Origin of the sequence: Bacillus cereus group sp. MYBK14-1 (assembly GCF_051916885.1) — a bacterium.
GTDB lineage: Bacteria > Bacillota > Bacilli > Bacillales > Bacillaceae_G > Bacillus_A > Bacillus_A cereus.
In genome coordinates, this window is record NZ_JBQAHM010000004.1 from 168,056 (window position 1) to 182,713 (window position 14,658).

Genomic DNA, 14,658 nt, shown 5'->3' on the forward strand with positions numbered 1-14,658 from the left:
AAAAAGAGATGTCCCAATTTCGGACATCTCTTTTTATAATAATGGCGATAATAACCGGTACGTTGATTCAACAATTCGTCTATGCAGACGCCTTTTATGAAAACGATCGACGTGAATTTCACTGGATTCTTCTAAATCGTCTTTAAAGTCTTGAACAAGTCTTTTAATGCTATCTGTATCATATAAAAAGGCATTTACTTCAAAATTCAAATGAAAACTTCTCATATCCATATTAGCTGTCCCAATTGAAGCTAAATCAGAATCAACGATGACAATTTTACTATGAAGAAAACCTTTTTCGTATTCATATATCTTTACTCCTGCGTCTAAAAGCTCTGGGAAGTACGATCTCGATGCGTAAAAGACAGTGCGCTTATCAGGTTTACTCGGCATTAATAAACGAACATCAATACCAGCAAGTGCAGCAACCTTTAATGCGGATAAAATATCATCATCCGGAATAAAATACGGCGTTGCAATCCAAATAGATTTCCGAGCAGAAGCGATCATTGCGAAATATAAATGCTTAATCGTTTCCCACTTATTATCGGGGCCACCTGCAACTAGCTGCACTCCTCCCCAATGATCACCCTCAACTGCTTTTGCTTGTAAATATTCAGGGGCTAGCACAGCCTCTCCAGTCATATAAAACCAGTCTTGAAGGAAAATAAGTTGTAAACTTTGAACCGCTTCACCACGTAAATACAAATGCGTATCTCGCCAAAAGCCAAAATATTTATTTTTCCCTAAATACTCATCACCGATATTTAATCCGCCTACAAATCCTTCGTTCCCATCAATCACAACAATTTTCCTATGATTTCGATAATTAATCTTATCGTTTAAAATCGGAAAGCGCACAGGAAAGAATGGAATCATTTCTACACCTGCATCGTTTAATTCTTCAATATACGATTTCGATAACTTAAAACTTCCAACCGCATCATATAAAAAGCGAACAACAACGCCTTCTTTCGATTTTTGTATTAAAATATCTTTAATTTCTGTTCCTAATTTATCATCACGCACAATGTAATATTCCATATGAATGTGATGTTTCGCTCGTTTTAACCCATTTAAAATAGCCCGAAACGTTTCATCTCCATTTGTTAATGTCCTCGTTTCAGTTTGAAATGAAATATTTAAAGCTCCTAATCGATCCGCTAAACGAAATAACAGTTCTTGATGCTTATGATTGCGTAAAATTCGTTCTTCGTAATCTTCATGCCCTTTATATTGTAAAAACGCCTGTTCATCAAGTAACGCCTTCTTTTGGAACATTCTTTTTCTTCGAAAATTTTGTCCGAATAATAAATAAGCAAAGAAACCAAATACCGGAAAAATTCCTAAAACAATTAACCATGTAAGTGTTTTAGATGGATGTCGATTTTCTAAGAAAATAACGCAACCAATTAAAAACGCAGATACTGTAAATAAAATACTAATAATACCTAAAATCGAAACATCTTTTATCCCAATCACATCTGAATAAAATGCTACATCAATAAACATACGTAACGAAACAAATAATGCGAACAATAGCAGTATAAAGAAAATCAGCTTTAACGTATTTTTCATCTCTTACCTCCTAACTAAGAAAGCTTTCCTATTCTTCATATAAAAAGCCGATTTCATACTACAGAAATCGGCCTACGTTTTAGCAGGAAAATTATTGCGAATCGTTTCAAGCGCATGCTCTTTCACAATTTGTTTTCCATACTCACTTACACGATGAATTGTTAAAGTTGATTCTTCTCCATATTCTAAAATAATACTTAAAATACGATCGATTTCTTCTTCATCATGTAGCACTTCATCGAATTCCACATATACATAATAGCGGTCCTCAAATGAATACAGCTCATCTTTTATATCTTCAAAGATAAGACGATGACTTAATGAAATGACATCTTCAAAATCATTAAATTTAATTAAAAAGCCAAACGTACCATCTTCATTAAAGTTTGTTCCTGTTTGTTCTTCTACCTCTTCGACTAATTCTTGTTGGAATAATGATTCGATGCCTTCATCTAGAGGAATATCTATAATTTTGTCTACCCCTATCGGTAGTTCCAGCTTTTGTCCGTCCTTTGAAAGCTCTGCTTTCGTGACAAGTACTTCAATCCCTTTATCGACTGCTTGCACTTGAATCCATAACGGTCCATCAATAAAGAAATCGTCATGATCACGAGCTTCGTCCATCATCTCCCAAAAGAGCTCTTCACTTCGTTCGCGATCATACCAAATTTCTTCACGATTAAATCCTCTATCCTCTATATCAATGTACGTAATAAAAAATTTCATCGTATGATCATTAATTCTTTCAATATCCAAAATACAACTCTCCCTTCCTGCTTAGAATTGTTATGAAGGGATTCCCCACTCATATGACAAATCAATAGATTCTTGTACTCTCATTTTATGATAAGATTCTCCAGAATGGAAATAAAATCGATTTATTTTACAAAAATAGTTATATGCCTATCTTTACTCGATAAACTACATAAATATATTATTATAGCGATTTCTTACTTACAAAAAATTTGGACATACATTTCCACATTCCCCCGTACACTGTAATAAAGTGAAACTTCTATTAGAAGAGATTATTTAACAACAACTTTCTTCATCACATACATATAGTTCGCTTATTAAAACATCATAAATGGAGGCAGACGAATGGACTTAGAGTTTTTAACATCCGTACTAATGATTGTCGGTATCGATGTTGTATTAGGTGGTGACAATGCAATCGTCATCGCACTAGCTAGCCGAAATTTACCTGAATCGAAACGAAATAAGGCTATTTTGATCGGTACTCTTTTAGCGATTGTACTAAGAATCATCCTTACTATACTAGCTGTCTATTTACTCGACATTCCATTTCTACAATTGATTGGCGGGGTTTTACTTACATTAATTGCAGTCAATTTATTAACCGATAATAGCAACGATCTTTCTTCTATTCAAGGAAAAACAACTTTATTTCAAGCTGTGCGGACAATTGTTTTCGCGGATCTCGTTATGGGGTTTGATAATGTTATTGCCATTGCAGGTGCAGCTCACGGGAGATTTTTACTCGTCATAATCGGCTTACTCATTTCTATCCCGATTATTATTTGGGGCAGCAAACTTATTTTAATACTTATGGAACGATTTCCATTCCTCATTTATTGCGGTGCAGCGATTCTTGCCTATACTGCAGGAAAAATGGTTACACATGAAGACAGACTTGCAACCTTTTTTCATAACAATCCAAGTTTCACTACAAGCATTCCTTATTTGTTCATTTTCACTATTTTATGCATCGGCTTTATCGTACAACAAGTTCGATTACGCAATGTGAAACATTAAAAAAAACCTTCTACTATATAATAGGTAGAAGGTTTTCATATTATTATAATTAATTTACAAGACGTTGTGCTTCACGTAATTGGAACGTTCTTACTGTACGTGGTAAGAAACGACGAATTTCGTCTTCGTTGTAACCAACTTGAAGGCGTTTCTCGTCAATCATAATTGGACGACGTAAAATCCCTGGATAGTCACGAATCATCTTATATAAATCTTGAAGTGGTAAAGACTCTAAGTTTACATTCAATTCTTGGAAAACTTTCGAACGAGTAGAAATAATCTCATCCGTTCCGCTTTCTGTCATACGTAAAATCTCTTTAATTTCCTCAATCGTTAATGGATCTGAGAAAATATTACGTTCTGTATAGGGAATATGATTTTCCTCTAGCCATAATTTCGCCTTTCTACAAGACGTACAGCTTGGAGAACTATATAATGTTACCATACAAAGCTCACTCTCCTTAAAGAGTACAAATTCTGTACTAAATACAGTTTTAATTTCTAACTTCAGCAATTTTTCGCGATAACTTGTCTTATTGAAAAGTACAAAAATCGCATTTCATGTAAGCAACAACTTATAATAAACAACAATTACTTTTAATAAGTAACTTCTATAATCATTATACAATAGATTTTGCAAGAAATATACAGTAAATTTCCTGCTAGTTGAGAAAACTCTTCCGTGCATTTCACTGCTATGTAACATGATTACGCTCACTTCAGCTGTACTTTAACAATAACTTTCAATCCTTTTACTACTCACTTCTCATAGATTTTTCATATAATATATAGTTATTTATCTATAATCTTCCCTATGAAAAAGAGAACGTTTTCTTACCTTTTCTTGATAAATCAATTAAGAAATGTAAGACTATACAAATGAGAATAAAAAGGAACGTTTGTTCTCATTTTAACAAATATCCTCCCTCCTGTCTACACGATTTCTAAAGTAAATTAAATATTTTTCTGACATTTCTTTCTTTTTCATTTTTTATCTCATACAATAAACATACAGACAGGCAAAGGGGGAGTTTTCAAATGATTGCTTTTTTTATTGATTTTATTACGGTTGCTGCCCTCATCATCGGAATAACAGCATTGATTGGTGTCATTACAAATAGCATCGGCGAAAAGCTCTTTGGTGGAAAAGAAAAAATGAAGTTTGTTAACAAAAGTTTGGATGTACAATCTGGCTGGAACCAAGTTGGCGGAAAAGGCATTTATAAGAAACGAACGTATTAAAAAAAAGCAGGCGATCACCTGCTTTTTTTCTTACTTCTCTACTGACGCCCATTTAAAGCTTAAATCGCCGCCATATTTATGGTTATACATATTTTTAATTGAATCTCTTTGTAAATATGCTCTACCACGTTGATATACTGGAACGATCGCAGCATCATCAAGTAACATTTTTTCTGCTTCTAATAAGTTCTTCCAACGAGCATTTACATCGCTTCCATCTTTTTTCGCCTTCATAATGATTTCATCGTATTTTGGATTAGAGTACTTCATCTTATTTTGTGACCCATCTGTTACAAACATATCAAGATATGTAATTGGATCTGGGAAGTCCGCACTCCATCCAGAGAATGACATGACATAATCGCCCGCATCTTCTAATTTTAGTTTTTGTGCGAATGGTTGTTGTTTAATTTTTACTGTTAAACCTGGTAAATTCTTTTCTAATTCACCTTTTAAATATTCACCAGTTTTCTTTGATAACTCTACATCTTCATTTAATAATTCTAATTCGATTTCATTTTTACCAAGTTCTTTTTTACCAGCTTCCCAATATTTCTTCGCTTCTTTCACGTTTGGTTTTACAATATCCCCGTTTACAGCACGGAAATCTTTTTTATCTGGTCCTTTAATGAAGTTATCAGGAATTAATCCTGTTGCTGGCTTAGAACCGTTATTTAATAATGTATCCACGAATGGCTTACGGTCAAAAGCAAGTGAAATTGCTTTACGAATATTTTTATTTGCTAAAGCTGGATCTTTTTGATTTAAACGAAGGAAGAATACAGATGTATCTTCTACTGTTTGGAAATCTGGTTTTCCTTTATATTTATCAATAAACTCCGCTAATAACGACGCTCGATCAATTGCATTTGTTTCATATAAGTTAATTGGCGTAGATGTATCTTTTACAATATTAAAGTTTACTTCTTCAATCTTCACTTCTTTATTGTCCCAATATGACGCGCTCTTTGTCATTTTAAAGCTACGTTCATGTTGCCAATCACTTAATGTAAATGGTCCGTTATAAAGCGTTGTATTCGCTTCCAAACCAAACTTCGTACCTTGCTCTTTCACAAACTTTTCATTCACAGGATAGAAGATTGGATATACCATTAAATCTACAAGGTATGGAATTGAATTATCTAATTCCACTTCTAATGTATAATCATCAATCGCCTTTACCCCTAATTGATCCGGACTCATCTCTTTTTTATTAATTTTCTCTGCATTTTTTATATCATACATAATGTACGCTGATTTCGCAGCTGTATCTGGGTTAATCGCTCTTTGCCATGCGTATACGAAATCTTTTGCCGTCACAGGATCACCATTTGACCATTTTGCGTCTTCACGTAATTTAAATGTATATTTTTTACCATCTTCTGATTTTTGGAATTCCTTCGCTACACCAGGAACTAGCTTATCATCTTTTCCTAAACTGTATAAGCCTTCCATCGTATTACCCATTACTCTTGAAGAAACTGCATCAGCTGATAACGCTGGATCCATCGTTGGAATTTCTTGCGTTTCAATTAAATTAATAACTTGCTTCGCACCGCTTTTCCCGCTATCCCCTTTTGCGTTCGCTTGCGGTTCATCTTTTTGGTAGCTACATGCCCCTAACATCATGCTCATTGCTACTGTTGATACTACAAAAACTGGCATCTTTTTTTTCATACTTCCACCCTCCATAAAAATGTTAGCCCTTTCATTTTCAAACAGAAAGAAATATATATATGTTCTAATAATTCATATTATACACACAAATATATTTTTTGTATATTTATATTTCTATTTCATTAAAATTTCCTGTTAAAAAATAAATCTTTGTAAACGTTTCATATTGCTGATTATTCTTACTAAAGTGTTAAAAACAATATTTTTTATACTTTTCTAAATTATCAGAGAAAAATGAATTTTATATCTCATAATACTTTATGTATAATTATCCTTTTGTTTTTATCATAAAATAGCACTCTCTTCATAATAAAAATATGTAGGCTAAAATGAGTGCAAAGGTTAAGAAAGTATGTTACGATACATTTTGCTAAAAATAGATATCGGTAAAGAGGGGACGGACATGGCAGCAATTCAGGCAAAAAACGGGCCTACTGAGAAATTAAGTTTATTCTTATTAACATGGCCTATTTTTCTAGAAGTTTTTCTTTTTATGTTAATGGGGATCGCTGATACTTTCATGTTAAGTGCATTATCAGACGATGCTGTATCTGGGGTTGGTGCAGCGAATCAATACCTCCATATCGCTATTTTGGTACTAGAAGTCATCGGGAACGGCGCAGCTATCGTCGTATCTCAATACCTCGGTTCCAAACGCTTTATGGAAGCATCTAAAATATCAGCATTAGCCGTCACATTAAATTTAATAGTTGGGCTCGTTATAAGCGCTGGTTTTCTTTTATTTTCGAAACATATGATGCTCGCAATGAACTTACAAGGCGATGTACTAACGTATGCGCAAAACTACTTATCTATCGTCGGAGGAGCCATCTTCCTACAAGCTATTATTAACTCATTAGCCGCAATTATCCGTGTACACGGTTTCACAAAGCAAGCGATGTTTATTTCACTCGGAATGAATATGATTCATATCGCTGGAAACTATGTACTCATTTTCGGGAAATTTGGTTTCCCTGAGCTCGGTGTACAAGGGGCTGCCATTTCTTCTGCTGTCAGCCGACTTATAGCGCTTATTGTTTTCTTCTGGTTACTATACCGCGTTATGGAATATCGTGTAAAATTACAATATTATTTCACCTTATCAAAAGAATATATCGGGAAAATTTTAAAAATCGGGATTCCATCTGCTTTTGAGCAAGTTATGTATCAAGCGTGTCAAATTGTCTTCTTATACTATGCAACATATTTAGGAACGGAATCGTTAGCGGCTAGACAATACGCTACGAACATTTCTATGTTCACTTATTTATTCGCTATTGCAATTGGTATGGGAACAGCCATTATTATTGGCCGCCTCGTTGGTGGTGGCGAAAAAGATGAAGCATACGAACGCTTGTGGAAAAGTGTAAAATGGGCGATTGGTGTAACTTTATGTATGGTCGCTCTCGTTATTACATTCCGTACACAATTAATGGGACTGTTTACAGATAATCCGTACATTATCGGGTTAGGCGCAAGTGTTCTTTTACTAAGTGTACTACTTGAAACGGGACGTACGATGAACATCGTCATCATTAATTCGCTTCGTGCAGCTGGTGATGCAAAATATCCTGTTTTAATCGGTGCATTCTCTATGGTGTTAATGAGTTTACCACTAGGTTACTTTTTCGCCTTTCATTTAGATATGGGGCTCGTTGGTATTTGGCTAGCAATCGCCATCGACGAATGGACACGTGCCATTATTATGTTCTTCCGCTGGAAAAGTAGAGCATGGGAGCGTTATGCACTTGTTAAACCTGAAGAACAAGAGGAGAATGTTTCTGTTCAAGTTCAGTAATTTTGCATATGGATATCACTAATGATACATGAGATTTATATCGGCGATTCTTTAAATATATCGACTGACCGACAAATGTATACAATTCTTTTATATAGTAGAAAAAGAGCCATCCTTCCATAACAGAAGAATGGCTCTTTTTCTTATTGATAAATCTCTTTATATTTCTTGTACTCCGCTTCCGAACATAGTACGAAATGTCCTGGGCGAATTTCACGCATTGTTGGTGCTTCACTACCATAATTATGCTGTGATGGATCATATACGATACGTTTACGATTGCGCTCATAATCTGGATCTGGAAGTGGAATCGCTGATAATAGTGATTTCGTATATGGATGAATTGGATTCGCATATAATTCATCACTTGTTGTTAACTCAACGATTTGGCCACGGTACATTACACCAATACGATCACTAATGTATTTTACCATTGATAAATCATGGGCGATGAATAAGTATGTTAAACCTTTTTCTTTTTGTAACTTTTTCAGTAAGTTTACAACTTGCGCCTGAATCGATACGTCAAGTGCTGAGATCGGCTCATCGGCAATGATAAATTCTGGGTCTACAGCAAGCGCTCGAGCGATACCGATACGCTGACGTTGTCCACCTGAGAATTCGTGTGGGAAACGGTTTGCGTGCTCTTTATTTAAACCAACTGTGTTTAATAGTTCATGAACACGGTCCATGCGCTCTTTTTTACTTTTCGCTAATCCGTGAATATCAATACCTTCTGCGATAATATCCCCTACTGTCATACGAGGATTTAATGATGCGTATGGATCTTGGAAAATCATTTGCATTTTACGGTTGAATTTCTTCAGTTCTGCGCGTGATTTCTTACCATGTACGTTTTCACCATCGAACAATACTTCACCAGCAGTTGCATCATATAAACGAATAATCGTTCTTCCAGTTGTCGATTTACCACAACCTGATTCTCCTACAAGACCAAATGTTTCTCCGCGGTAAATATCAAATGAAATATCATTAACCGCTTTGACAACACCACCACTCACGTCGAAGTGCTGCTTTACATTTTTTACTTCAATTAATTTCTCACGTTGTTTAGTCATGTTGTTCACCTGCTTTCATTTGAAGAATGCGTTTTTCAACGACTGCTGGCGGTTTTACTTCTGGAGCTTGCTCGTGAAGTAACCAAGTTGCCGCATAGTGCGTATCACTTACTTTAAATAAAGGTGGGTCCATTTCAAAATCAATTTTCAGTGCCTGTGGGTTACGTGGTGCAAAAGCATCTCCCTTTGGCGGCTTCAATAAATCTGGAGGCGTTCCAGGGATTGCATATAACTCTTCTTCTGAACCATCTAAACTTGGCATAGATGCGATTAAACCCCAAGTATATGGATGTTTCGGATTGTAGAAAATTTCATCTACAGTTCCAATTTCAACAACTTTACCAGCGTACATAACTGCCACTCGGTCCGCAACGTTTGCTACTACACCTAAGTCATGCGTAATGAAAATGATTGCTGCTTCTGTTTTTTGCTGAATGTCTTTCATAAGTTCTAAAATTTGCGCCTGAATCGTAACGTCTAGCGCTGTTGTCGGCTCATCGGCAATTAATAATTTCGGGTTACAAGCTAACGCCATCGCAATAACTACACGCTGTCTCATACCACCTGAGAATTGGTGAGGATATTGTTTTAAACGAGCTTCTGGATTTGGAATACCTACAAGGTCAATTAATTCTAAAGCAACTTTACGTGCATCTGCTTTACTCATCCCTTGGTGTTTAATTAGACCTTCCATAATTTGATTTCCAATTGTCATCGTTGGGTTTAATGATGTCATTGGATCTTGGAAAATCATCGCGATATCTTTACCGCGTACTTGCTGCATTTCTTTTTCTGTTAATTTCGTTAAGTCACGACCTTCAAATACGATTTCACCATTTTTAATGCGTCCAGGAGGATTCGGAATTAATCCCATTAACGCTTTAGAAGTAACTGATTTCCCTGAACCAGATTCTCCTACAATCGCCAATGTTTCTCCTTTTTTCAAATCAAAAGTAACGCCGCGTACAGCTTGTACTTCACCTGCATGTGTATCAAAGGAGACTTGTAAATCTTTTACCTCTAACAATGTTTTCATCTTTGCCTCTCCCCTCTTTTACTTACGCATTTTTGGATCTAACGCGTCGCGTAATCCGTCTGCCATTAAGTTAAACGCTAAAATTAATATACTGATGACAACCGCAGGGATGAACATCATATGCGGATACGTTTGAATAGATTTATAACCATCATTTACAAGAGAACCTAGTGACGCAAATGGCGGCTGAATTCCTAAACCGATGAAACTTAAGAACGCTTCACCAAACACCGCTGATGGAATTGTAAACATTGTCATTACGATAATAGGTCCCATTACGTTTGGAATTAAATGTTTCACAATTAATTGTGTATTTGTTGCACCTAATGTACGAGATGCTAATACATATTCTTGGTTTTTTAACTTTAAGATTTGTCCACGAACAATACGCGACATCCCTATCCAACCTGTAATCGCCATCGCGAGTGTAATTGACCAAATACCAGATCCCATAATGATTACCATTAAAATAACGATGATTAAGTATGGAATACCGTTAATAATCTCCATAATACGTTGCATAATGTTATCTACTCTACCGCCGTAGAATGCTGAAATACCTCCGTATGCAACCCCAATTACTAAGTCAATTGCTGCTGCTAAAAGAGCGATATATAATGATACGCGTGTACCTTCCCATGTTCTTGTCCATAAGTCACGGCCAAGATCATCTGTACCAAACCAGAAGTACTCTTTAATATCACGTTTTTCATATTGGTCAACACCATATTGATCTGTACCGTCAAATGGTAACCAATGAACATTTTCAATAACTGGAATTTTTGGTGGTAATTTCGCTCGACCTAAATCTTGCTCTTTATACGAGTGTTTACTTACCATCGGTCCAAAAATCGCTAATAGTGCAATGATAACTAATAATACAAGGCCAAGCATCGCACCTTTATGTTGGAATAAACGTCTTCTTACATCTTGCCAAAACGTTAGGCTTGGACGGGCAATGACTTCATTATCAACATTATTTTGATTGGCTTGTTGAAATAAATCTGGAGATAATTTTTGTACATCTTTCATCATTTTTTCCCTCCCGCTAAACGAATACGAGGATCAATAATTCCGTATAAAATATCGACAATGAAAATAACTAAAATGAAGATTGCACTATAGAAAATCGTAGTTCCCATAATAACTGTATAGTCATTTAAAGTAATCGATTTAACGAATTGTTCCCCAAGTCCTGGTACAGCATAAATTTGCTCGATAACAAGTGTTCCTGTAATTAATGCCGCAACCATTGGTCCTAAAATTGTTACAACTGGAATTAACGCATTACGAAGTGCATGTTTGACAATAATAACGCCTTGGCTAATTCCTTTCGCTTTCGCTGTTAAAATGTAATCGGCTTGCATAACTTCAATTAATTCTGCACGAGAGAAACGTGCGATTGTTGCGATAACTCCCATCGATAATGCAATTGTAGGCATTACAGTAAACTCTGGTCCTTTCCAGAATGCTACTGGGAACCAGCCAAGTTTTACCCCTACGAAATATTGCAGTAATGCGGCGAATACGAATGATGGTACCGACATTCCGAGTACCGAAATAACTGTTGCACTATAATCTACCCACGTATTATTACGAAGTGCGGCAACAATACCTAAAATTAAACCGATAAATGTTCCTAATATAATCGCTTGTAAACCTAATTGGGCTGATGGTCCAATACGATCCACAATCATGTCTGTTACTGGGCGGTTATCATATTGGAATGATACCCCTAAATCACCTTTTGCTAGGTTACCTAAGTAACGTGCGTATTGAACTGGTACCGGATCATTCAATCCGTATTTTTCAAGAATGATTTCTTTTTGTGCCGGTGATAGCTTCTCCTGGTTTTTAAGCGGAGAACCCGGAAGTAATTTCATCAAAAAGAAAGTCAGTGTAGTAATTAAAAATAATGTCAAAGCCATGTACACGAAACGTTTTAATACATAACGTCCCATATCAAGCACCTCCCCGTTTTTCTCAAAAGCAATAAGATAGTTTAAAATATTCTTACTTTTATTTTTTTAAAATAAGAGCATATGCCCATCATAGGCATATACCCTTGTAAACGATGGAAAAAAAGATTATTTTTGTTCAACAGATGCCCATTTGTAAGTTAATTTACCACCATAGTTAATAGGGATAATATCTTTTACGGCACCTTTTACTACATACGCTGAACCTTTTTGGAAGATTGGAGTGATAACTGCATCCTCTTTAATTAACATCTTCTCTACTTCTAGAAGGTTGTCCCAGCGAGCTTGTAAATCTTTTGTATCTGTTTTAGCTTTTAGGATTAACTCATCATATTTCTGATTAGAATACCCTGTTTTATTTTGAGAACCATTCGTAACAAACATATCTAAATATGAAATTGGATCTGGGAAATCTGGTCCCCAAATACCAAACGCAATATCATATTGCTGAGAATCTTCTAATTTATTTTTTTGTGCGAATGGTTGCTGTTTAATTTTAATTGATAAACCTGGTAAGTTCTTTTCCATCTCACCTTTTAAGAATTCCCCAACTTTTTTAGCATCTTCATTATCAAAGTTTAAGAATTCTAGTTCGATTTTATCAGTTCCAAGCTCTTTCTTCGCTGTTTCCCAAAGCTTTTTCGCTTCTTTTGGATTTGTTTCAACTAGCTTTCCATTTTCAGCTCGGAAATCTTTTTTATTCGGACCTTCAGCGAAATCTTTTCCAACAAATCCGTAAGCTCCAATTGCACCGTTATTTAAAATAACTTTTGCAATGTTATCACGGTCAAAGGACATTGAAATTGCTTTTCTTAAGTTTTTATTACTTAAGTACTGATTACTTTGATTAAATCTTAAGTAAGCAACCCCTGCTTCTTTTCTTGTTTGGAACTCTGGGCTTTTTCTAAACTTATCAACAAATTCAGACGTTAAAGCCGCTCGATCAATCGCGTTTGTCTCATATAAATTTACATCAGTTGCTGTATTTTTTACAATATTAAAGTTGATTTCTTCGATTTTAACCGTTTTATTATCCCAATATGAAGGATTCTTCTTGAATTGGAAACTTTGTTCATGTTTCCAATCACTCATAACGAATGGACCGTTATATAATGTTGTATTTGCCTCTAAACCAAATTTATCCCCTTGTGCTTTTACAAAGTTTTCATTTAGTGGGTAAAATACTGGATAAACTGTTAAATCGATAAAGTAAGGAACGGGATTGTCTAATTCTACTTCTAATGTATAATCATCAATCGCTTTTACACCTAATTGGTCAGCAGGTAATTCTTTTTTATGAATTTTCTCTGCATTTTTAATATCGAACATAATGTACGAATACGTTGCTTTTGTATCTGGATTTACTGCTCTTTTCCATGAATACACAAAATCTTTAGCTGTTACAGGTTCCCCATTCGACCATTTCGCATCTTTTCTTAATTTAAATATGTATTTCTTCCCATCATCTAGCTTTTCGACATCTTCTGCAACTCCAGGCATTCTCTTTTGATCTTTGCCAATACGATATAAACCTTCCATCGTATTATTTAATGCTGTAGAAGATGAAGAATCAGATGCCAATGATGCATCCATTGACGGAATTTCAGATAACTCTGTTAAATTAAGAATCTGTTTTCCGTTACTACTACTCGTAGCGTTCTCTTTCCCTTTTGCTTTTGCGTCATCTTTTTGGTAGCTACACGCGCTAAGCAACATACTTGCAGTTAAAGTTGATGCAAGTAATAACGGTATCTTTTTCTTCATGTTGTGTTGCCTCCCCTAATTGCACTTCCTGTACCCTCACTTGTTAAAAAGTAGAATTGAAAGAATAATCTCCAAGTTTCTACAATTTTCATTATACATATAATATAACAATTGTGAATATAGTTTTTTGTTTTTTTGTTAAAATTTTTAATAAAATATTTATATTTTTAATTTTTCGTAAAGGGATACATTAACATTGCTACCATCATCTTAAAATCAGACCTTTAATTGCGTATAATTTTCAAAAAATTAATCCTAGTACTTATTATAGCTTTTATAGTATAATAATTCTAGTAATATTTTGACGGAGGGGAATATTTTGAATAAAGTTTTTTTTCATACTTGTATACTAATTTTTATAGCGATGATTGCTTCTAGTATTGGTGCATTCCTCATTTCATCTCAATTTTTGTTGAACTTTGTCAACATTTTGTTTTATATTGCACTGTTTTTTATTCTTATCGGCGGTTTTTTATACATATTTCAAAATGGTTTTTTCAATGTAACCATTTACGCATTCCAAAGAGTATTTGGTACGAACAAAAAGATTGACTCTTTAATTGAAGAAGTCGAGGAACCTACAGATAAGAAAGAACGTATTTATAAAACATATTCATTCAAATGGACATATCCAATTTGTATTACAGGTATCTTCCTTGGGTTGTTCTCGACACTCATTAGCTTTACTATTTTGATGTAGTTTGCAAACACTATCCCATATGATATAAT

General features: G+C 34.9%; 13 protein-coding genes. 4 read left to right on the forward strand and 9 right to left on the reverse strand.

All coding sequences use genetic code 11. From position 1 onward, the window contains the following. Nucleotides 1–33 precede the first annotated feature (33 nt). Nucleotides 34–1,578 (reverse strand): cardiolipin synthase, encoded by a 1,545-nt coding sequence (locus ACTFR3_RS13775; RefSeq protein WP_086401879.1) that lies wholly within the window; start codon nucleotides 1,576–1,578, stop codon nucleotides 34–36. A gap of 72 nt (nucleotides 1,579–1,650) precedes the next feature. Further along, entirely contained in the window at nucleotides 1,651–2,334 is a 684-nt protein-coding gene (mecA, locus tag ACTFR3_RS13780; RefSeq protein ID WP_000350713.1) for an adaptor protein MecA, read from the reverse strand. A gap of 345 nt (nucleotides 2,335–2,679) precedes the next feature. Between mecA and ACTFR3_RS13785 the strand changes: the two genes are divergently transcribed. Then, nucleotides 2,680–3,354 (forward strand): TerC family protein, encoded by a 675-nt coding sequence (locus ACTFR3_RS13785; protein ID WP_000362607.1) that lies wholly within the window; start codon nucleotides 2,680–2,682, stop codon nucleotides 3,352–3,354. Nucleotides 3,355–3,403: 49 nt separating this feature from the next. On the opposite strand, the gene spx is transcribed toward ACTFR3_RS13785, so the two are convergent. Next, nucleotides 3,404–3,799 carry a transcriptional regulator Spx gene (gene spx, locus ACTFR3_RS13790; RefSeq protein ID WP_000258267.1) on the reverse strand — a complete coding sequence of 132 codons (396 nt, stop codon included), beginning with the start codon at nucleotides 3,797–3,799 and terminating at the stop codon, nucleotides 3,404–3,406. A gap of 593 nt (nucleotides 3,800–4,392) precedes the next feature. On the opposite strand from spx, the gene ACTFR3_RS13795 reads away from it, so the two are divergent. Then, the gene (locus ACTFR3_RS13795; protein ID WP_000559971.1) at nucleotides 4,393–4,596 is read left to right on the forward strand and encodes a hypothetical protein; all 204 of its coding nucleotides are present in this window, start codon (nucleotides 4,393–4,395) and stop codon (nucleotides 4,594–4,596) included. 30 nt (nucleotides 4,597–4,626) lie between these two features. Here the strand turns inward: ACTFR3_RS13795 and ACTFR3_RS13800 are convergent, their stop codons facing one another. After that, nucleotides 4,627–6,273, reverse strand: a complete 1,647-nt coding sequence (locus ACTFR3_RS13800) for a peptide ABC transporter substrate-binding protein (protein ID WP_000728609.1) — start codon at nucleotides 6,271–6,273, stop codon at nucleotides 4,627–4,629. A 352-nt stretch (nucleotides 6,274–6,625) separates the two neighbouring features. On the opposite strand from ACTFR3_RS13800, the gene ACTFR3_RS13805 reads away from it, so the two are divergent. Further along, on the forward strand, nucleotides 6,626–8,071 hold the full coding sequence (locus tag ACTFR3_RS13805) for an MATE family efflux transporter (protein WP_002164600.1): 1,446 nt from the start codon (nucleotides 6,626–6,628) through the stop codon (nucleotides 8,069–8,071). A 143-nt stretch (nucleotides 8,072–8,214) separates the two neighbouring features. Here ACTFR3_RS13805 and ACTFR3_RS13810 read toward each other — a convergent pair whose 3' ends face one another. The 5 genes from ACTFR3_RS13810 to ACTFR3_RS13830 form a co-directional block, all read right to left on the reverse strand. Further along, nucleotides 8,215–9,150 (reverse strand): ABC transporter ATP-binding protein, encoded by a 936-nt coding sequence (locus tag ACTFR3_RS13810; RefSeq protein WP_000166348.1) that lies wholly within the window; start codon nucleotides 9,148–9,150, stop codon nucleotides 8,215–8,217. Continuing rightward, on the reverse strand, nucleotides 9,143–10,186 hold the full coding sequence (locus ACTFR3_RS13815) for an ABC transporter ATP-binding protein (protein ID WP_000854346.1): 1,044 nt from the start codon (nucleotides 10,184–10,186) through the stop codon (nucleotides 9,143–9,145). The genes ACTFR3_RS13810 and ACTFR3_RS13815 overlap by 8 nt, the downstream gene beginning before the upstream one ends. Nucleotides 10,187–10,204: 18 nt before the next feature. After that, a complete protein-coding gene (gene opp3C, locus ACTFR3_RS13820; protein WP_000974106.1) occupies nucleotides 10,205–11,221 on the reverse strand; it encodes an oligopeptide ABC transporter permease in 1,017 nt (338 codons plus the stop codon). Beyond that, on the reverse strand, nucleotides 11,218–12,147 hold the full coding sequence (opp3b, locus tag ACTFR3_RS13825) for an oligopeptide ABC transporter permease (RefSeq protein WP_000534167.1): 930 nt from the start codon (nucleotides 12,145–12,147) through the stop codon (nucleotides 11,218–11,220). Before opp3b ends, opp3C begins: the two co-directional genes overlap by 4 nt. Before the next feature lie 126 nt (nucleotides 12,148–12,273). Next, nucleotides 12,274–13,929 carry a peptide ABC transporter substrate-binding protein gene (locus tag ACTFR3_RS13830; protein ID WP_000727217.1) on the reverse strand — a complete coding sequence of 552 codons (1,656 nt, stop codon included), beginning with the start codon at nucleotides 13,927–13,929 and terminating at the stop codon, nucleotides 12,274–12,276. A gap of 319 nt (nucleotides 13,930–14,248) precedes the next feature. On the opposite strand from ACTFR3_RS13830, the gene ACTFR3_RS13835 reads away from it, so the two are divergent. Then, the gene (locus ACTFR3_RS13835; protein ID WP_001044997.1) at nucleotides 14,249–14,629 is read left to right on the forward strand and encodes a DUF3899 domain-containing protein; all 381 of its coding nucleotides are present in this window, start codon (nucleotides 14,249–14,251) and stop codon (nucleotides 14,627–14,629) included. Nucleotides 14,630–14,658: the final 29 nt, after the last annotated feature.